22 protein-coding genes are annotated in these 17,768 nt (G+C 63.2%); 17 read left to right on the top strand and 5 right to left on the bottom strand.

Annotated features, from left to right (window positions below; all coding sequences use genetic code 11):
- Positions 1–94: 94 nt before the first annotated feature.
- From OPC11_RS00680 to OPC11_RS00660, 5 genes are all read left to right on the top strand, one after another.
- On the top strand, positions 95–547 hold the full coding sequence (locus OPC11_RS00680) for a ferritin-like domain-containing protein (RefSeq protein WP_026177724.1): 453 nt from the start codon (positions 95–97) through the stop codon (positions 545–547).
- Between the two features lie 47 nt (positions 548–594).
- Positions 595–885, top strand: a complete 291-nt coding sequence (locus OPC11_RS00675; protein WP_069450943.1) for a DUF5779 family protein — start codon at positions 595–597, stop codon at positions 883–885.
- 235 nt (positions 886–1,120) lie between these two features.
- Complete coding sequence (locus OPC11_RS00670; RefSeq protein WP_264780710.1) at positions 1,121–1,912, top strand: transcriptional regulator FilR1 domain-containing protein; 792 nt, start codon at positions 1,121–1,123, stop codon at positions 1,910–1,912.
- A gap of 68 nt (positions 1,913–1,980) precedes the next feature.
- Positions 1,981–2,655 carry a hypothetical protein gene (locus OPC11_RS00665; protein WP_264780709.1) on the top strand — a complete coding sequence of 225 codons (675 nt, stop codon included), beginning with the start codon at positions 1,981–1,983 and terminating at the stop codon, positions 2,653–2,655.
- 109 nt (positions 2,656–2,764) lie between these two features.
- The gene (locus OPC11_RS00660) at positions 2,765–4,822 is read left to right on the top strand and encodes a hypothetical protein (protein WP_264780708.1); all 2,058 of its coding nucleotides are present in this window, start codon (positions 2,765–2,767) and stop codon (positions 4,820–4,822) included.
- Positions 4,823–4,870: 48 nt separating this feature from the next.
- Here the strand turns inward: OPC11_RS00660 and OPC11_RS00655 are convergent, their stop codons facing one another.
- On the bottom strand, positions 4,871–5,005 hold the full coding sequence (locus OPC11_RS00655) for a hypothetical protein (RefSeq protein WP_018128707.1): 135 nt from the start codon (positions 5,003–5,005) through the stop codon (positions 4,871–4,873).
- A 175-nt stretch (positions 5,006–5,180) separates the two neighbouring features.
- Here OPC11_RS00655 and OPC11_RS00650 point away from each other — a divergent pair, with 175 nt between their 5' ends.
- Positions 5,181–5,591 (top strand): hypothetical protein, encoded by a 411-nt coding sequence (locus tag OPC11_RS00650; RefSeq protein WP_007982603.1) that lies wholly within the window; start codon positions 5,181–5,183, stop codon positions 5,589–5,591.
- Here OPC11_RS00650 and OPC11_RS00645 read toward each other — a convergent pair.
- Both OPC11_RS00645 and OPC11_RS00640 read right to left on the bottom strand, forming a co-directional pair.
- Entirely contained in the window at positions 5,583–5,792 is a 210-nt protein-coding gene (locus OPC11_RS00645) for a ribbon-helix-helix domain-containing protein (protein ID WP_007982604.1), read from the bottom strand. The genes OPC11_RS00650 and OPC11_RS00645 overlap by 9 nt on opposite strands.
- Positions 5,793–5,954: 162 nt before the next feature.
- Positions 5,955–6,398 carry a DUF555 domain-containing protein gene (locus OPC11_RS00640; protein WP_264780707.1) on the bottom strand — a complete coding sequence of 148 codons (444 nt, stop codon included), beginning with the start codon at positions 6,396–6,398 and terminating at the stop codon, positions 5,955–5,957.
- Positions 6,399–6,503: 105 nt separating this feature from the next.
- Between OPC11_RS00640 and OPC11_RS00635 the strand changes: the two genes are divergently transcribed.
- The 5 genes from OPC11_RS00635 (at position 6,504) to OPC11_RS00615 (ending at position 9,291) form a co-directional block, all read left to right on the top strand.
- Positions 6,504–7,541, top strand: coding sequence for a dipeptidase (locus OPC11_RS00635; protein ID WP_264780706.1), 1,038 nt, complete (start codon positions 6,504–6,506; stop codon positions 7,539–7,541).
- A gap of 40 nt (positions 7,542–7,581) precedes the next feature.
- Positions 7,582–8,463, top strand: a complete 882-nt coding sequence (locus OPC11_RS00630; protein WP_264781322.1) for a DNA glycosylase — start codon at positions 7,582–7,584, stop codon at positions 8,461–8,463.
- A 66-nt stretch (positions 8,464–8,529) separates the two neighbouring features.
- Complete coding sequence (locus tag OPC11_RS00625) at positions 8,530–8,706, top strand: hypothetical protein (protein WP_264780705.1); 177 nt, start codon at positions 8,530–8,532, stop codon at positions 8,704–8,706.
- A 73-nt stretch (positions 8,707–8,779) separates the two neighbouring features.
- Positions 8,780–9,058 (top strand): acylphosphatase, encoded by a 279-nt coding sequence (locus OPC11_RS00620; RefSeq protein ID WP_264780704.1) that lies wholly within the window; start codon positions 8,780–8,782, stop codon positions 9,056–9,058.
- Positions 9,059–9,114: 56 nt separating this feature from the next.
- Positions 9,115–9,291, top strand: a complete 177-nt coding sequence (locus tag OPC11_RS00615) for a 30S ribosomal protein S17e (protein ID WP_007982611.1) — start codon at positions 9,115–9,117, stop codon at positions 9,289–9,291.
- 67 nt (positions 9,292–9,358) lie between these two features.
- Here OPC11_RS00615 and OPC11_RS00610 read toward each other — a convergent pair whose 3' ends face one another.
- On the bottom strand, positions 9,359–9,517 hold the full coding sequence (locus tag OPC11_RS00610) for a hypothetical protein (RefSeq protein ID WP_007982612.1): 159 nt from the start codon (positions 9,515–9,517) through the stop codon (positions 9,359–9,361).
- A 105-nt stretch (positions 9,518–9,622) separates the two neighbouring features.
- Between OPC11_RS00610 and asd the strand changes: the two genes are divergently transcribed.
- Complete coding sequence (asd, locus tag OPC11_RS00605) at positions 9,623–10,657, top strand: aspartate-semialdehyde dehydrogenase (RefSeq protein ID WP_007982613.1); 1,035 nt, start codon at positions 9,623–9,625, stop codon at positions 10,655–10,657.
- 38 nt (positions 10,658–10,695) lie between these two features.
- Here the strand turns inward: asd and OPC11_RS00600 are convergent, their stop codons facing one another.
- On the bottom strand, positions 10,696–11,328 hold the full coding sequence (locus OPC11_RS00600) for a 2,5-diamino-6-(ribosylamino)-4(3H)-pyrimidinone 5'-phosphate reductase (protein ID WP_264780703.1): 633 nt from the start codon (positions 11,326–11,328) through the stop codon (positions 10,696–10,698).
- Positions 11,329–11,689: 361 nt separating this feature from the next.
- Here OPC11_RS00600 and OPC11_RS00595 point away from each other — a divergent pair, with 361 nt between their 5' ends.
- From OPC11_RS00595 to OPC11_RS00575, 5 genes are all read left to right on the top strand, one after another.
- Complete coding sequence (locus OPC11_RS00595) at positions 11,690–12,961, top strand: Single-stranded DNA binding protein (RefSeq protein ID WP_264780702.1); 1,272 nt, start codon at positions 11,690–11,692, stop codon at positions 12,959–12,961.
- Positions 12,958–14,730 (top strand): hypothetical protein, encoded by a 1,773-nt coding sequence (locus tag OPC11_RS00590; protein WP_264780701.1) that lies wholly within the window; start codon positions 12,958–12,960, stop codon positions 14,728–14,730. Before OPC11_RS00595 ends, OPC11_RS00590 begins: the two co-directional genes overlap by 4 nt.
- On the top strand, positions 14,730–15,482 hold the full coding sequence (locus tag OPC11_RS00585) for a metallophosphoesterase (RefSeq protein WP_264780700.1): 753 nt from the start codon (positions 14,730–14,732) through the stop codon (positions 15,480–15,482). Before OPC11_RS00590 ends, OPC11_RS00585 begins: the two co-directional genes overlap by 1 nt.
- A gap of 42 nt (positions 15,483–15,524) precedes the next feature.
- Positions 15,525–16,232: an SDR family oxidoreductase gene (locus OPC11_RS00580; RefSeq protein WP_007982618.1), complete on the top strand. Its 708-nt coding sequence runs from the start codon at positions 15,525–15,527 to the stop codon at positions 16,230–16,232.
- A 116-nt stretch (positions 16,233–16,348) separates the two neighbouring features.
- Entirely contained in the window at positions 16,349–17,686 is a 1,338-nt protein-coding gene (locus tag OPC11_RS00575; RefSeq protein ID WP_007982619.1) for a sodium-dependent transporter, read from the top strand.
- The last annotated feature ends 82 nt before the right edge of the window (positions 17,687–17,768 follow it).

Genomic DNA, 17,768 nt, shown 5'->3' with positions numbered 1-17,768 from the left:
GTGTGCCAAGGCATATAACCGTTGTGTGCGAGGCAACCGTTGCCACCCTCGTTCGCCACAATCGTAAGGAGGGTTCGTGTCGTACTCCCGAATGATGACGAACGATGAAGTAACGGACCTCCTTCGAAAGGCGTACAGCGACGAGATAGAAACCGTGATGAACTACCTGACGAACTCCATCGTCCTCGAAGGCGTGAGCGCGGAAGAGGTACGAGAGAGCCTGGAGACGGATATCCAGGAGGAGTTGGGGCACGCGGAGATGATCGGCCAACGGCTCAAACAGTTGGACGAGCGCCCACCGGCGTCCTACGATTTCGAGGCGCGGCAGGAAGGCTTGCAACCGCCGGAAGACAGCACCGACGTCCTGTCGGTTATCGACGGCGTCCTCGAAGCGGAGGAGGATGCCATTTCGACGTATCGAAACGTCATATCAGCGGCGCGAGATGCGGACGACCCCGTGACTGAAGACCTCGGTGTTACCATCCTCGCCGACGAGGAGGCCCACCGCACGGAGTTCCGCGGGTTCAAGCGCGAATACGACAACTGAACCGAACCAAGGCAAGGATTTTTCTCGGGGGGATGAGAGGTACCGGCATGAACGATTCGGGGTTCGACTTGGACCTACAGGCGGCCGAACAGGAGATCGAATTCGACGAGAACGAGCGCGTCATCCTCGGTGTCCTCGACGGGACCACGGCTATCGCGGAACGCCTCGATGCAGTCGAACGCGGACACGTCCTCGTCCTCGCGGTCGACGGCGACCTCACCGAGCTCGCGGCCGACCTCGCACCGGCGGTGAAAAAGCAGGGCGGAAATTTGGTGCACTTTCGGAAGTTCCTCATCATCTCGCCACCCGGTATCGAAATCGATACGAGCAGACTCTGAGAACTGCCTGCACCTCGGAGGGAAACGGTGGGGTATCACCGTTCGTGATGTACGTCAGGGGGGACCACAGGGTGGCCCAATCGGCAAAAATACACCAACAGTATATAAAAATTCCATTCTAGATTCCAGAAATTTGCATTTTGAGTAGATTGCTCCAATTGATATGGAATTTGATAGCCAGTTGCCCAAGAACGATAGTGAAAAGAATCCAATGGGTGTATAGGGAACTGCCGCCATGGAGCACCAACAGTCCCTCACCGAGTACGTTCTCCGGTCCGGAGCACGGACAGCAGTCTTACAGGCAATCGTCGACGGTTGTGAAACGACACGAGCGCTGTTGAACCGAGATTTGGCGAGCGAATCCGCCGTCTACAACGCCCTCACGGAATTGGAAAATCGCGGGCTGATTCACTCGCCACGCACCAAACGGTGGGCACCGACCGGAATCGGCTCGGTCGTATCCGCGCTCGTCCGCGAACAGCGGAAGACGGAACGAGTACTTCGAATCGACATCGACTACTGGAAACGACACGACGTCACCGCGTTGCCCTCCTCCGATTTGCTTCGTATTGCCGACCTCACCGGTGGAACCGTCATTCGCGCGACCGACACCCATCCGTCGCGGGCCGTCCGCGAGGTGGAACGGCGACTCGAAACGACGACTTCCGCGTCCGTCATCGCGCCCATTTTCAACGAGCGATACTCCGATGCGCTCCTCGACGGGGACGGCGACGCGCGGCTCGTACTGGCGACGGACGTCCTTCACTCCCTCCTCGCGACCACGGACGCCACGGTAGACGAAGACCTGAACGTTCGCGTGGCCGACACTTCGTTCGCGCTGACGGTGACCGACGACGGCCTGTTGCTCTCGCTCCCGCTGCTGGACGGATCCTACGATACGCAGACCGAGTTCGTCGTCGAGACCGACCGCGCACGTCGAAAGGGAAACGAACTGTTCGAGGCCGTCTGGGCCGACGCGGAACCCGCCGCCGAGTACGTCGAGTCGATGGAGACGGACCTCACGTAGTGCCGTCGCCGTCGGGGGACGGAATCGTTGCCCCGTCGATTTATGCGCGTTGACCGACTAGTGAGAGTATGCCACTGAAAGAAGCCGAGTCCCCTACGGAATATCGGGAAATCGACCGCTGGGACGGCGGCGTCGGCTGGCTCGCACACCCGGAGGAAACGATGGAGCGAGCGAGCCACGCGCTCGCCATCGACGGCGACGTCTGGGTTATCGACCCGGTCGATGCGCCGGGCATCGACGACCTGTTCGCCGAGTTCGGAACGGTCGCGGGCGTCGTCGTCCTTCTCGACCGCCACACCCGCGATGCCAAGGAAATCGCACAGCGACACGATGTGCCGGTGTACCTTCCGACGTGGGTCCGACGGAGCGTGAGCGGGGTTCCGGTCCGACGGTTCGAGACGACGCTCGCCGACACCGGACTGCGCGTGCTTCGACTGGTCGATAACCCGGCGTGGCAGGAAGCCGCGCTGTACGACGAGACGAACGGAACGCTCGTCGTCCCCGAATCCGTCGGCACCGCCGACTACTTCCGAACCGGTCGCGAGCGACTGGGCGTCCATCCGATGGTTCGACTCCTACCGCCGAACGAACTCCGCGGGTTGACGCCCGAGCGGGTCCTCGTCGGACATGGCCCCGGTATCTTCGACGATGCCACGGTCGTCCTCGCGGATGCGCTCGACGGGTCTCGCAGACGATTCCCCTCGTTGCTGGCGAAGACCGTCCGCGGATTTGTATCGTCGTGATACCACAAGAATTACAGATTGCCGATAGTTTTTTAGCATTTGCTCGATATGAACGACGCATGTGCCATGAGCGCCGGAATTTTTCCCCTCTGGTTGTAGAGGTGATCCGGTGACTATTTCGTTCGATTCCCGTCCGGACGGAATCGAAATTCGAGACCAAATCGAACGACGTACGTGCACGCTTCAGACGTTCGACGCGGTTCGACCTGTCCCGGCCGACACTCACTCGTTTCGTTTTCCCGTCGACCGCGCGGTCTGTCTCTCGACCGGCGGCCTTCGGCTCCCGACACCGGCCGCCGTCTACGTCCGCGACGAGACCGGTGAGATGGTGGCGAGCGTCGAAGGGATGGCGAACGAGGCGCTCCCGTCGGGAAACTACACCATCGAGCTCTGTACCCCGATCAAACTGTATCTCGACGTCGAGGAATCGCTCGACATCGGTGCGACGTTCGAGGACATCACGTTCCGGTTCGGTTCGAGGACGACCGTCGTCGTCGGTGGGCGGTCATCCCACCGACGCCCTTCGGGAACGGTGACGACGACGAGCGACCCGACGGACATGATGGCGGCGATATCGACGTTCGGGTCGGCGTTGAAGACGACCAGTCCAGAGCGGTCGTTTCCCACCCTCCGCGGGCATCCGCCGGTCGTCGAACTCGGCGACGAACTCCGCGTCCCGGACGCCCTGCAACCGCCCGAAACGGGCGTGACCATCGAAGTGCCTCCCACGTACGAATCGATTTTCCCCGTCGCCTCGCTCGCGTACTACCTCGGTGCGTCGGTCGTTCCGGGCAACTCCCCTCGAATCGTCACGGACGACTTCGAACACCCGCTCGGCGGCGCTCGGGATTTCGAAAGCGAGGTCGAACGGGTGCTGAAACAGACGTTCCTCCTCGACTGCGTGACTCGGACGGAAGGACTGTATCCCATCGACCTCCACGAACGCCGAACACTCGAATCGACGGTCGACCTCGATTTTGCGGCGCTGTACGACGCCCCGCTGGACGAGCGCTTGGAAACGTACCTCACGATTCCCTACGGGATGCTTGAGGACCTCGTCCCCGATTGGCAGTTGACCACGCACGTCTCCTCGACGGCGACTAACGTCGAGATGCTTCCGTTCCTCGTGGACGACCTCGCCGCCATTCGAACGCCGCGAGCGACGGAAGTGTCCGCGTCGGCGATACAGGTACCGGCGGTCGAACAGTTCGTTCGGGGGAATACCAGAAGCACGTCGGAAACGACGTCGAACCCGCGTACGTTCGTCGAACCGGAGCAGACCGACTCGCTCGAACAGGTGTGGGTCGGCGACGACGCGCCGGTCGGCGCGAGCAAAGCGACCATAAACGCGTTTCACAACCGACTCGAACGCACGACCACGGACGGAGAGATAGCCATCACCGTCGTCTGCAACGACCGCGAGATGGACGAGGAACGGAACCTCGCGGACGAAGTGTACGGATCGGGACGAACCCTTCCGTTCGACGTGAGCGTCGAACACGATTTGAGCGTCGCCGAACTGCGTTCCGTCCTCGAATCCGAGACGCAGTTTCTCCACTACATCGGTCACATCGACGAGGGAGGTTTCAACTGTCGTGACGGGATGTTGGACGCAGCCGAACTCGACGACATCGGCGTCGAAGCGTTCCTCCTCAACGCTTGCCGGTCGTTCGAACAGGGAATGGCGCTCATCGAGGCGGGAGCCATCGGCGGCGTCGTCACTCTGAACGACGTCATAAACAGCGGCGCGGTTCGCGTCGGCAAGACGATGGCACGGTTGTTGAACCGTGGGTTCCCGCTCTGGGCGGCGTTGGACATCGCCCGCGACAGGAGCATCATCGGCGGTCAGTACACCGTCGTCGGAGACGGGAGCATCAACGTCGTTCAGACTGAGAGTATCGCGGCCGTTCTTTTCGATATCGAGGTGAACGGAGAGAGGTTCGAGGTAACACCCATCACGTATCTTTCCAACGAGGGGGGAATCGGTGCCTTCGTCAATTTACGTCTGGACGAGACGAACCGATCATATCTGGCATCGGGGTCTCTTAGTACGCTCACAATGGATAAGGACACCCTCACTCGACTTCTCGCTTTGGAGGATGTCCCGGTCCGACTCGATGGACGGTTTACGTGGAGCTATTCCCTCGATGTGGATACGCTCGGGTAGAGTCTCACTCGCCCACGCGCTACTACAAAACGATCAATAGAACCGGATTTACGTTCCAGTCGAACCGCCCAACACGGCACCTGCCGCACTCCCGGCCTGTGAAAGGATGAGTACGATAGCGAACAGTACGCCGATCATACGGGGGTTCTCCGCCAGATACGTGGTCAGTTCGTTTTCTTCCATACCCATACGACATATCCGATAGTATATTAAATTTTCTATTATTATAATGAAAAATATCCAAGAACTGTCGGTATTATATTATCACTAGATTGTAAGAAGGAAATCGTTATTAAATTATCACTTCCGGCTGTCGTTGGGCGACGCTGTTATCTCGATACGACACGAATGGCCCACCGTGGTCTTCCTCACCCGTGGATTGAGAGACGCACTCCTCGAACTTGCCGCGGACGCCGAGCCGGAAAAATTGACCGTCCCGCTGGCCATCACCCCGGCCGAGGAGTTGGACGGCGCGGACCATCTCGAAGCGGAGACGCCGGTGTTCACCCATTTTTATCCCCCGAACACGGGCGGGTCGGTCGCGGCCGTCTTCGGTATGGACCTCTCGATTCCCGCCCGCCAGACACAGGGCAGGTTTATCTCCCACCCGCAAGGCCACCTCGAAGTCACGCAGACGGACGACTTACACGAGGTGGTGTTGGTCGCGGTTCCGCCGTGGACCGCGGAGATGGTGGCGGCGTTCGACCGGAGCGGCAGAAAACGGAAACTCGTTATCGTCGACGCGGAACCGCCCGTCGAACTACTCTAGATACCCCAGCTCGCGCAGTTGGTCCGTGATTTCGCTGAATTCGGATTCCGTCAGGCGGCCCTGTCGCTGGTGCTGAATGACGATGCTGCGGAGCAGGAACCGAACGAGGTCGCTCGTACTCGAAAAACTCGTCCCCTCTATCGTCTCGTCAACGCGGTCGGCGAGGTCCTTCGGAATGGAAACCGTCGTGTATTCGGTCATATCTCCCGGTTGGTCGTCCCATCGGTTATCGTTTGTGTCCCGCCGCTCCCGAGCGGCGTCGTTCACGACAAACAAGCGGTTTGCGACGTCCACTGACAGCGACCGACATATCTCTCGTCGCCGCGGTCGAACAGCGCGTCACAGCGACCCCCGGATACCGGTTCAGTCGATGAGGTCCTCGAACTCGGGCAGAACGTCGTCCGAATCGTCCTCCTCGTCCGCGTCGTCGGTGTCTGCCTCGGCGTCGGTTTTGTCGTCCTCGTCCTCGTCCTCTTCGAGTATCTCGACGTCGAGCACGGCGAGCGGGATGTTCTCCAACCGCTGGCCGATCTCCTTGCGAGCGATGCGCGAGGCGTGTTCCTCTCGCTCGACGTTGAACACCGTCATTTCGAGCTCCAAGGCGACGAGCGCCTCGTCGGCGGCGATGAACGCTGGTGGGAGTTCCTCCCCGGACGGCGACGTTCGTGACCCCATGTTTATTTCGACGTAGTTCAGGTCGGGATTGAGCATCTCGCCGGTCTTCGAGATGGCGATGCGCACCGCCTCGTCCGGCGTTTTCACGTCGTATACCGGTATCGCGGCTTCGACGACAACTCTACAGTTCATAATCCCAACGGTAATTGCACAGCCAGGAGTATGAATTTTCGCCCTTTTCAGGCGTCATGACAGGTCACACCAGCACTTATGTCCGTTTCGTACACACCAGTAGCAATGAGTTTCCCACCGGTCGTGGACGGCCACAACGACACGCTCCTCCGATTGCACGGAATCGACGACCCCGTGGCGACGTTCACGCGAGGCACCGAGGAGATGCACATCGACCGCCCGCGCGCCCGCGAAGCGGGACTCGGCGTCGGCTTCTTCGCCACGTTCGTTTCGGGGGGCGACGACCACGAACTCCGATGGACGGACGACGGCTACGAGTTCCGCATCCCGGACGCGCTAGACCACGACGACGCGCGAGCGACCACCTACCGAATGCTCGAACTGCTCCACCGCCTCGCCGCGGAGATAGAGGACTTCCGCGTCGTCCGCTCCCTCGACGACTTCGACGCCTGCCTCGAATCCGGCGACCTCGGCGCGGTGGCACACATCGAAGGTGCGGAAGGCGTCGCACCGGACTGCGCGAACCTCGACTTCCTCTACGCCGCGGGCGTCCGTTCCATCGGTCCGGTGTGGAGTCGCCCCAACGCCTTCGGTGCGGGCGTCCCCACGAAATACCCGAGCAGTCCCGACGTCGGCGGCGGATTGACTGACGCGGGCCGTGACCTCGTTCGCGCCTGTGAGGAGCGCGGCATCGTCATCGACTGTGCACACCTGACCGAAGCGGGATTCTGGGACGTCGCCGAGACGAGCGGTGCACCCCTCGTCGCATCGCACACCGGCGCACACGCTCTCTCGCCCCACTCCCGGAATCTGACCGACGAACAGATAGACGCCGTGGCCGACTCGAACGGCGTCGTCGGTATCGGCTTTCTGGAGACCGTCCTGTCCGACGAACCGAACCCCGAGGCGACCGCGACCATGGCCGACCTCGTGGACCACATCGAGTACGTCGCCGACCGCGCCGGGAGTTCCCACGTCGTGCTCGGGTCGGATTTCGACGGCGCGCGGATACCGGACGACGTGGGCGACGTGACCGGACTCCCCGACGTGCTGGCGGCGCTTCGGGAACGCGGGTTCAGCGAGGACGACGTTGCGAAGGTGGCCCACGAAAACTGGCGACGCGTGCTGGCCGAGACGTGGTGAATCGAAAGAGTTGCTTGCCTTCGATGCCGACACCCGGCCGATGGAAACCGGTTCGATACCCGTCGAGGACCTCCCGGGTGGGTTCGACCTGCAATCGACCGTCGAGAGCGGCCAGAGTTACCTCTGGCGGCGAGAGGACGGTCGGATGTACGAGACGACGCACGCCTACGGCGGGTCCGCGTGGTACTACGCCGTCACGGACGGCGAGGTCGTCCGCGCCCGCCAGCGGGACGGCCTGTTGGAGTGGGAATCGACGACCGACGCCGAGTCACTCCTCGTTTCGCTCCTCCGACTGGACGACGATTTGGACGCGATACTCGACGCGACGCCCGAGGACTCGCTGGTCGAAACCGCCTACGACGAGTATCGCGGGATGCGAATCGTCCGCGACCCGTTCTTTCCGTGTCTGGTCTCGTTCATCTGCTCGGCCCAGATGCGCGTGCGTCGCATCTACGACATGCAGACCGCGCTGGCTCGCCGGTTCGGGGAGAGCGTCGAGTTCGACGGGAAGACGTACCACGAGTTCCCGACGCCGACGCAGTTGGCCGCGGCCGACGAATCGGACCTCCGGGCGTTGAAACTGGGCTACCGAGCACCGTACGTCAGGAAGTCGGCCGAACTGCTCGCGTCCGGCGAAGTGACCGCGGAAGACGTGCGGGGGTTGCCCTACGAGGGCGCCCGCGACGCCATGCAGGCGTTCGTGGGCGTCGGCGACAAGGTGGCCGACTGCGTGCTCCTGTTCGCGCTCGGCTATCTGGAAGCCGTGCCGCTCGACACGTGGATTCAGAGCGCCATCGAGGAGCACTACCCGCACTGTGACCGGGGGTCGTACCGGGACACCTCGCGGGCGATTCGAGAGCAATTCGGTGGCGAGTACGCCGGATACGCCCAGACGTACGTGTTTCACTACTTGCGGAGTTGAACCGATTATATCGCCGCGGAACAGTTCAGTGGAAAACTATTTCGTCGGGGCGGAGAGAGTGGTGTCATGGCAACAGACTTGTTCGGCTTCTTTCTCGCGTTTCTCCTCGGCGTGGCGGTTTCGGGCACCGGCGCGTATTTCGCAGTCAGGTCGTTCGTTTATCAAGAACTCGACCTCACGAAGGAGGAGATACGAACGGCGGTCAAACACCTCGCCTACGAGCGACTGCCGTCCGAGGAGTGAGCCGCTCCGAGAATCGTCGATTCGAACGTCGAATGGCCCCGACCGTTTTGTGGCTCGGATTCGAACGTCCGGTATGGCAGACCGAACCCGCGCACACGTGTTCGTCTCGGGGAAGGTACAGGGCGTCTACTACCGGGCGAACACCCGCGACACCGCACAGGGGAAGGGACTCGACGGCTGGGTGCAGAACCTCTCCGACGGGCGCGTCGAAGCCGTCTTCGAGGGACCCGAGTCGGAAGTCGAGGAGATGGTCGAGTGGTGTCACACGGGCAGTCCCGCCGCTGACGTGGACGACGTGACGGTTACCTACGCGTCACCCGAGGGCGAGGACGGATTCCGGATTCGGCGGTAGCGCCCCGGCGAACGCGAACGAATGCTTTTAAGGCCCGCTGTCGGAAACAGTTCGGTATGGCAATCAAACCCGACTACGTGAAAAAGACAGGGAACATCCTGTTGGAACGATACCCGAGCGCGTTTACGAAGGACTTCGACCAGAACAAGGACAGCGTCGAACAGCTGACCAACATCGGTTCGAAGGGCGTCCGCAACCGAATCGCTGGCTACGTCACGCGCAAGAAAGAATAACTCTCCTTCATTTCGGGCTCGCTTCGGGCTCGCTTTTCATCGATAACGAATACCACGTCGAGCTGTTTCAATCGTCACCGGCCACTCCAGTCACCTGCGAGAACTCGGTACAGCCACACCGCTCGCACTCGCCCGTATCGGTCGGGAGGACGTACGTGCCGTCCTCACGAACGCGGACGGAATACGGCTGCCCACACTCCTCACAGGTGACGAACTCCCAATCCATACGACTCTTGAGGTGTCACTCGATATATGAGTCTTCCCCGCCCGCCTCACGGCAAACACCGACACCGTCGAAAGCTACTTGCACACTCCTGCTATCGGTTCGCACATGAGTGTCAACGTTGGTATTCTGGGTGGAACCGGTGCGGTCGGACAGCGATTCATTCAACTGCTCGACGGGCATCCCGAGTTCGAACTGACGACGATAACCGCGAGCGACGCGAGCGCCGGTAAGGCCTACCGCGAAGCGGCGAAGTGGCGCATCGACTCTCCGATTCCGGAGTACGTCGGTGACATCGAAGTACGCGCGACCGACCCGAGTGACGTACCGGACGATGTAGACCTCCTCTTTTCCTCGCTTCCCTCCGGGGTCGCCGCGGACGTCGAACCGAAGTTCACCGAGGCGGGCTACGTCGTCTCCTCGAACTCCTCGAACAGCCGGATGGCCGACGACGTTCCGCTCGTCATCCCCGAGGTCAACGCGGACCACCTGAACCTCATCGAAGTCCAGCGCGACGAGCGCGGATGGGACGGCGCGCTCGTGAAGAACCCGAACTGCTCGACCATCACCATGGTCCCGACGCTCGCCGCCCTCGACAACTTCGGGTTGGAGCGCGTGCACGTCTCGACCCTGCAGGCCGTCTCCGGCGCGGGCTACGACGGCGTAACGTCGATGGAGATTATCGACAACGTGATACCCCACATCGGCGGCGAGGAAGACAAGATGGTGACCGAACCGAAGAAGCTCCTCGGCTCGTTCGACGGGAGCGAAATCGTCCAACACGACGTGGACGTGGCAGCCTCCTGCAACCGCGTCCCGACGCTCGACGGCCACCTCGAAAACGTGTGGGCCGAAACCGCCGAGGAAATCACGAAGGCGAGCGCCGAAGCGGCCTTCGCGGAGGCGACTACCCTCGACCTACCGAGCGCGCCCGACCCGCTCATCGAGGTGTTCGAGGACCCGGACCGCCCGCAACCCCGCCTCGACCGCACCATCGGCGACGGTATGCAAATTGCCGTCGGCGGCGTGCAGGAGACGCCCGCCGGAATCCAGTACAACTGCCTCGCACACAACACGATTCGCGGGGCCGCCGGTGCCAGCGTGCTGAACGGCGAACTCCTCGTCGAAGACGGCTGGGTATAGAAGGGTATAGAAGCGATCGCGGGTCGTTTTTTCGGCGGTTAGGAGACCAGATAGCGGAGCAAAACGCCGTCGTCCACGCGCTTGACCGAATCGAGGTCGAGGTCCGGGAACGATCTCCGTTCGACGAAGCCGTCGCCGTCTGCGAGGGTCGGCGCGTCGCGGCCGCCGATGACCAGCGACCCGACGTAGAGGCGGAGTTCGTCCACCAGTCCGCCGTCGAACAGCGAGAAGATGAGTTCGCCGCCGCCCTCGACCATCACCCGTTTGGTCCCCCGCGATTCGAGTTCCGAGAAGGCCTGCCCGAGCGCGACGCGGCCGTTTCCGGCGACCACGACGTCCGCCCCCGCCTCCCGGAGCGCCCGGACGTTCCGGTTCGGCGCGCTCTCGGCGACGAAGACGAGCGTGTCCGCCCTGTCGTCCAACACCCGCGCGTCGAGCGGCGTTCGGGCTTTCGAATCCGCGACGACGCGGACCGGATTGGCCCCGTCGTCGGCGGTCAGGGACGGGTCGTCCGCGAGGACGGTGCCGACGCCGACCACGATGGCGTCGCTTTCGACCCGCAGGTCGTCAACCCGGTCGAAGTCGTCCGCGCCACTGATGGCGACCTGCTCGCGCTGGCGAGAGGAGAGTTTTCCGTCGGCGCTCATCGCGGCGTTGACGACCACGTGCATGTTCCGGGGTACGCTTCGGCGGTGAAAACCCCTTTCGGTGTCACGGGAGCGAGGATGTTCGCTTTCTCTGGGAGAATTTGGTTCCTGAACGAAGTGAAGGAGTCGGTTGGGGAGGGTCGTGGCGCAGTGGCGGGGCGGTTGCGGTCTTCATCGTTGCTCGGTAGTTGCAATCACAGTAGCACCAACCACAATTCGCGGTGAACGAGAACATTCGAGCTGGTTATCGCTCGGTGGTGCATACGAAAACGTCGATTCAGTTCACGTCGCTGGTGTGAGTTCCGATCCAATTCCCCGACCCACTCCCGCTCTCACATCTAGCGACGACGAACACTTTTAATCCATCCCGTTCCAACTTCGAGTGATGAACGTAGACGACCATGCCGAGGCGCTCGCCTCCGACCTCGGTGTTGACAAAGAGGAGGTCAAAGCAGACCTGCAGAACCTCATCGAGTACAGCGTCCCGATAGACGAAGCCAAACAGAGCCTTCGCCGGAAGTACGGCGACGGCGATGGTAGCAGTTCTGCTCCCTCCACCGCCGACATCGCCGACGTGACGACCGACATGGGCAACGTCACCATCACCGCGAAGGTGCTCACGGTGGGCAAGCGCTCGATTCGCTATCAGGGCAACGAACAGACCATCTTCGAGGGCGAACTCGCCGACGAGACGGGGAAGATTTCCTACACCGCGTGGAACGACTTCAACCTCGATGCGGGGCAGGTCATCACCGCGGGCAACGCCGGGGTCCGCGAGTGGGAGGGCAAACCGGAACTCAACCTCGGGGACAGCACCAACGTCGCGCGCGAGGAGACCGACCTCGACGTGCCGTACGAGGTCGGCGGCGACGCGACGCTGGCCGAGGTGACGCCGGGGGACCGCGGCGTCGCGCTGGAAGTGACCGTCCTCGAAGTCGAGAACAAGGTCATCGACGGACGGGACGGCGAGACGGAGATAAAAAGCGGCGTGGTCGCCGACGAGTCCGCTCGCTTGCCGTTCACCGACTGGGAGGCGCGCGACGAAGTGACGGAAGGCGCGGCGCTTCGCGTGGACAACGTGTACGTCCGCGAGTTCCGCGGCGTGCCGTCCATCAACTTCTCGGAGTTCACGACGGTCGGACCCCTCGCGCGCGACGTGGACGTGAACGACAGCGCGACGCGCATGTCCGTCCGCGAGGCGGTCGAAACCGGCGGCGCGTTCGACGTGGAAGTCCTCGGTAACATCGTCGCGGTCCGCGACGGGTCGGGACTCATCCAGCGCTGTCCCGAGTGCGGCCGCGTCGTGCAGAAAGGCCAGTGCCGAAGCCACGGCCAAGTCGATGGACAAGACGACTTGCGCGTGAAGGCCATCGTGGACGACGGGACGGGCACCGTCACCGCGATTTTGGACGACGAACTTACCGCCGAGGTGTACGGCGGCGGCCTCGACAAGGCCCGTCAGCAGGCGCGCGACGCGATGGACCAGGAAGTCGTCGCGGACACCATCCGCGAGAAAATCGTCGGCCACGAGTACCGCGTCCGCGGTAACCTGTCGGTGGACGACTACGGTGCGAACCTCGAAGCGAGCGAGTTCGCCGAGACGGACGACGACCCGGTCGACCGTGCCAAGGCCCTCCTCACGGAGGTGGACGCATGAGTTCGCAGGGCGGCGTCGGTCGTCGGGAAGTCGCGTGGCGAATCTTCGCGGCCGAGTACGACGACGCCTCGCTCGAACACTCGGACAGCGACGAGGAGCGCGCCCCGAACTACGTCGTCACGCCGACGGGTGCACGCATCAACCGCCTGTTCGTCGTCGGCGTGCTGACCGAAATCGAGCAGGTCGGCGACGACGTGCTCCGCGCCCGCATCGTGGACCCGACGGGCGGCTTCGTCGTCTACGCCGGGCAGTACCAGCCGGACGCGCTCGCGTTCCTCGAACGCGCCGACCCGCCGATGTTCGTCGCGGTGACGGGCAAGGCGCGGACCTTCCAGCCCGAGGATTCGGACCTCGTGTACACCTCGATTCGCCCCGAGAGCATGAACGCGGTGGACGCCGAAACGCGCGACCGGTGGGTGGTCCAGACCGCGGAACAGACCCTTTCGCGCATCGAAACGGTCGCGGGTGCGCTCGACTCCGGCCAGTACGGCGAGGAGCTTCGACGGGCGCTCGAAGCCGCCGACGTGGACACGGGACTGGCGGCCGGTGTGCCGCTGGCGCTCGACCACTACCGAACGAACACGCCGTACCTCGCGGAACTGCAGGACGTCGCGCTCAACGCCACGCGAGTCGTCGCGGGCGAACGTGACGAAGTTGGGACGCTCGACGCGTCACCGGACGAACCCGGCGACGCGACGCTCAACGTGGACGTCTCGCTCGACACCGCGGCGGTCGAAACCGGGACGAGCGAAATGGAATCCCCGGCCACCGAACCCGAAACGTCGGCCGAGTTCGACGCGGAAGTCGGCTCGGACTCGGGAGCCGAACCGGAGACGGAACCGGCGGCGTTCGAATCGAGCGGCGCGGAACCGACCGACGCCGACCTGACCGACGCCGAACCGACGGAACCGGAATCGGAAGAATCCGAATCGACGTTCGAGACGGAATCCGAACCGGCGGACGAACCGGCCGCGGAAACGACGGTTCCCGACACCGACGCTGAACCGGAGACGCCTCCGGCAGAGGCCCGCGAACCCGCGGAGACCGACGAACCGGTCGAATCGGAACCCGTCGGCGAAACCGGTGTGGAGGAGTTCGACGCGAACTCGTCGGACGAGACCTCCGTGAGCGACTCCGACGAGTCCGCGGACGACCTCGGCGATTTCGACGCCGGACCGTCGGACGAGGAGGACGGTCCCGGCGACTTCGACCAACCGATGGGCGAGGACGTCAGCGGCGAGATGTACGAGTTCGACGAGGGCGAGCGCGAGCAGATAGAAGAGGAGTTCGGTACCGAGTTCACCACCGGCGCGGAGGTCGGCGAACCCGGCGAGGCCGACATCGAGACGCCGGAACCGGCCCAGGAGATGGCGACGGAATCGGAGGCGGACCTCGAATCCGACACCGCCGCCGAACCGGCCGAAGCGACCGGCCCGGACGCCGACGCGGCGCAACCGGAGCAGACGGAAGCCACCGAACCGGAACCGACGCCGAGCGAGGATAGCGCGACAGAATCGGCGGCGGAACCGCAACCCGAATCCGCGGGCGGGGACGACGGCGACAAGCCGGTACCCGAGAACCTCGAAAACACGGTGATGGAAGTTATGCGAGGGATGAACGACGGCGACGGCGTGGAGCGCGAGCGCCTGCTCGCCAGCGTGGTCGATTCCTACGACGTGACGCCCGCGGACGTCGATGACGCGCTCCAAGACGCGCTGATGGCCGGACGGTGTTACGAATCCGGCGAGGAGACCCTGAAGCCCATCTGATGGCGCTGGTCGAACCGGTCCCCGGCGAACCCGCCGCAACCGCGACGCTCGGCGACGAGCGGGCGCTCGTCGTGGCGGACTACCACGCCGGAATCGAGGACGGCCTCCGATACGAGCAGGGCATCAACCTCGACAGCCGAGCGGGAGAGCGTCGGAAGCGGATGGTATCGCTGGTCGAACGCACCGACCCGGACCGGGTGGTCGTTCTCGGCGACCTCATGCACTCCATCGCCGGACCGGGCGGTGCCGAGCGCGGCGAAATCGAGGTGCTCCTCGAATCCATCGACCGCCCGGTGACGCTGGTGAAGGGGAATCACGACGGCGACATCGAATCGTGGATCGACTGCTCGGTGACGCCGGGCGACGGAATCCGCCTCGGCGACGTGGGATTCGTGCACGGGCACACGTGGCCGAGCCAGGACGTGCTTTCCGCGGACGTGGTGTGCGTCGGTCACGAACACCCGTGCGTGCGGTTGGAGGATTCCGTCGGCGGCAGTCGAATCGAGCGCGTCTGGTTGCGCGGCGAGCTGAATCCGAGCGCGTTCGAGGAGCAGTACGGTGACGAAGAAGCGACGGAGGTGGCGAGCGGCGTCGAGCTGATAGTCTTCCCCGCGTTCAACGACCTGACGGGCGGGACGTGGGTCAACGTCGCGGAGCAGGGATTCCTCGCGCCGTTTCTGCCCGGTGGGCTTTCCGACGGGGAGGCGTACCTGCTGGACGGTGCGCGGTTGGGTCGGTACGACGCGATTTGAACGGCCGTGCGTGTTTTCATCCCGCACGGTGTTGGACGGTCCATGGACGTGAGCTTCGACTTCGACGGTGCGGTGGTCCTCGTCACGGGCGCGAGCGGCGCACTCGGAAGTGCGGTCTGTGCCGCGTTCGACGACGCGGGCGCGACCGTCTGTGCGACGGATGTAGTCGAACCGGACGAGGAAGACGCGCTGCTCGACGGCGAACGCGTCAACTTCTATCGGGCGGATTTCACGGACGAGTCCGCCGTCGAGTCTGTCGTGTCCGACGTCGTTGCCGACCACGGCGGCATCGACGCGCTCGCCAACATCGCCGGAACGTGGAAAGGCGGGTCGCATATCGAAGAGACGGACGTGGGAACGTTCGACCTGCTGTTCGACGTGAACCTGAAGACGATGTTTCTGGCGTCGAAACACGCGCTCCCGCACTTACAGGAGCGCGACGGTGCAATCGTGAGCGTCAGCGCGCGCTCCTCGCTCGAAGGCGGCGAGGGAGACGGGCCGTACCGCGCGTCGAAGGCGGGAGTTCGTCTCCTCACGGAGACGATAGCGGAGGAGAACTCCGGCACCGTCCGAGCGAACGCCGTGATGCCGAGTGTCATCGACACGCCCGCGAACCGCGAGATGATGCCGGACGCGGACCACGAAAAATGGGTCGCCCCCGAGGATATCGCGGAAATGATTTGTTTCCTCTGTAGCGACGCCGCGAGCGTGACGAGCGGGGCGGCGGTTCCGGTGTACGGCGAGGCGTAGGTCGCGGGCGCGACGACGGCTGTTTTTATCGCGCTCATCTTTATTGTTCCATTTTTAATGTGGGAAATATACATCGGGTCGTTTATAACACTGAGTTAAAAATGGCAAGCATACACATGGCACAACGTGAGACGTGGACGTCACGAATCGGATTCATCTTCGCCGCGGTCGGTAGCGCGGTCGGACTGGGGAACATCTGGTCGTTCCCGTTCCAGACCGCGACGAACGGCGGTGCGGCGTTCCTCGTGGTCTATCTCCTGGCGGTGGCGCTCATCGGCTTTCCGACGATGCTCATCGAGTTCGTCATCGGTCGGCGGGGGGAACAGAACCCGGTCGAGGCGTTCCGGAAAATCGGACACGGGCAGTGGTCGTTCGTCGGGGGACTCGGCCTGTTCTCCTCGCTCTTGACGCTCGCGTTCTACAGCGTCGTCGGCGGGTGGGTTCTCAGCTACATCGTCGGAAGCGCCACGGGAAGCTACTTCGGCGACCCCGGAACCTATTTCGGTGCGGTGTCCGCCGGACCGACCGCCGTCGCCGCTCACGCCGTTTTCATGGCGATCACCATCGGCATCGTCGCGCTCGGCGTCACGGGCGGCATCGAGCGAGCCACGACGTTCATGATTCCCGCCATTCTCGTCCTCCTCGTCGGACTGGGCGCTTGGGCGACCACGCTCGAGGGTGCCACGGCGGGGTACAACTACTACCTCTCCCCGGACTTCGGCGTCATCGCGAACAACTTCGGTACCATCGTTCCGCCCGCGATGGGACAGGCGTTCTTCACCCTCTCGCTCGGGTTCAGCGTCATGATCGCATACGCCTCCTACCTCGGCGAGGACGACAGTCTCCCAGCCGACGGGGGAGCCATCGTCGTCGTCAACACCCTCGTCGCGCTCCTCGCCGGGTTCGTCGTCTTCCCCATCCTCTTCGCCACGGGCGGGGCGGAAGGCGCGAGCGGCGGTGCCGGAACGGCGTTCGTCGCCCTCGCTGGCGCGTTCGGTAACCTTCCGGCGGGACAGATAATCGGCTTCGTCTTCTTCGTCGTCCTGCTGTTCGCGGCCCTCTCCAGTTCCATCAGTCTCCTCGAAGTGCCGGTGTCCTACATCACCGAGCACTACGGCTACCGACGTTCGACGACCGCGGTCGCGGCCGGCGTCTTCATCTTCCTCGTCGGCGTCCCCGCGACGTTCGGTACGACCTGGCTCGGCTTTTACAACGACTTCGTGTTTAAGTTCCTCCTTCCCATCGCGGTGCTCCTCCTCGCCGTCTTCATCGGGTGGTTCGCCGACACCGACGCGATGGACGAACTCGGGCGAGGGAGTTCGGTGGGCGGGTCGTTCAAGACGATTTGGCTGTGGTGGGTGCGGACCGTCGTCCCCATCGCAGTCGTCGTCACCCTCTACTTGGGTATCAAGGCACTTTACACGGGACTCTCCTCGGGGGCCTACTTCGGCTGACGACGAATCGTAACGTATCGGTTAAATTTCCTTCCGAATCGGAATTGTAAATAGCAAATCAGATGCCCGAAAACCATGATTA

Origin of the sequence: Haladaptatus sp. T7 (assembly GCF_026008575.1) — an archaeon.
In the GTDB taxonomy this organism is placed as follows: domain Archaea; phylum Halobacteriota; class Halobacteria; order Halobacteriales; family Haladaptataceae; genus Haladaptatus; species Haladaptatus paucihalophilus.
Note: the sequence above shows the minus strand (reverse complement) of the source record. Positions and strands in the feature narration are given on the sequence as shown.

Coding starts and splice junctions, on each gene's coding strand:
- OPC11_RS00680 (WP_026177724.1), top strand. CDS start 95: ATGACGAACGATGAAGTAACGGACCTCCTTCGAAAGGCGTACAGCGAC.
- OPC11_RS00675 (WP_069450943.1), top strand. CDS start 595: ATGAACGATTCGGGGTTCGACTTGGACCTACAGGCGGCCGAACAGGAG.
- OPC11_RS00670 (WP_264780710.1), top strand. CDS start 1,121: ATGGAGCACCAACAGTCCCTCACCGAGTACGTTCTCCGGTCCGGAGCA.
- OPC11_RS00665 (WP_264780709.1), top strand. CDS start 1,981: ATGCCACTGAAAGAAGCCGAGTCCCCTACGGAATATCGGGAAATCGAC.
- OPC11_RS00655 (WP_018128707.1), bottom strand. CDS start 5,005: ATGGAAGAAAACGAACTGACCACGTATCTGGCGGAGAACCCCCGTATG.
- OPC11_RS00645 (WP_007982604.1), bottom strand. CDS start 5,792: ATGACCGAATACACGACGGTTTCCATTCCGAAGGACCTCGCCGACCGC.
- OPC11_RS00640 (WP_264780707.1), bottom strand. CDS start 6,398: ATGAACTGTAGAGTTGTCGTCGAAGCCGCGATACCGGTATACGACGTG.
- OPC11_RS00635 (WP_264780706.1), top strand. CDS start 6,504: ATGAGTTTCCCACCGGTCGTGGACGGCCACAACGACACGCTCCTCCGA.
- OPC11_RS00630 (WP_264781322.1), top strand. CDS start 7,582: ATGGAAACCGGTTCGATACCCGTCGAGGACCTCCCGGGTGGGTTCGAC.
- OPC11_RS00625 (WP_264780705.1), top strand. CDS start 8,530: ATGGCAACAGACTTGTTCGGCTTCTTTCTCGCGTTTCTCCTCGGCGTG.
- OPC11_RS00620 (WP_264780704.1), top strand. CDS start 8,780: ATGGCAGACCGAACCCGCGCACACGTGTTCGTCTCGGGGAAGGTACAG.
- OPC11_RS00615 (WP_007982611.1), top strand. CDS start 9,115: ATGGCAATCAAACCCGACTACGTGAAAAAGACAGGGAACATCCTGTTG.
- OPC11_RS00610 (WP_007982612.1), bottom strand. CDS start 9,517: ATGGATTGGGAGTTCGTCACCTGTGAGGAGTGTGGGCAGCCGTATTCC.
- asd (WP_007982613.1), top strand. CDS start 9,623: ATGAGTGTCAACGTTGGTATTCTGGGTGGAACCGGTGCGGTCGGACAG.
- OPC11_RS00600 (WP_264780703.1), bottom strand. CDS start 11,328: ATGCACGTGGTCGTCAACGCCGCGATGAGCGCCGACGGAAAACTCTCC.
- OPC11_RS00595 (WP_264780702.1), top strand. CDS start 11,690: ATGAACGTAGACGACCATGCCGAGGCGCTCGCCTCCGACCTCGGTGTT.
- OPC11_RS00590 (WP_264780701.1), top strand. CDS start 12,958: ATGAGTTCGCAGGGCGGCGTCGGTCGTCGGGAAGTCGCGTGGCGAATC.
- OPC11_RS00585 (WP_264780700.1), top strand. CDS start 14,730: ATGGCGCTGGTCGAACCGGTCCCCGGCGAACCCGCCGCAACCGCGACG.
- OPC11_RS00580 (WP_007982618.1), top strand. CDS start 15,525: ATGGACGTGAGCTTCGACTTCGACGGTGCGGTGGTCCTCGTCACGGGC.
- OPC11_RS00575 (WP_007982619.1), top strand. CDS start 16,349: ATGGCACAACGTGAGACGTGGACGTCACGAATCGGATTCATCTTCGCC.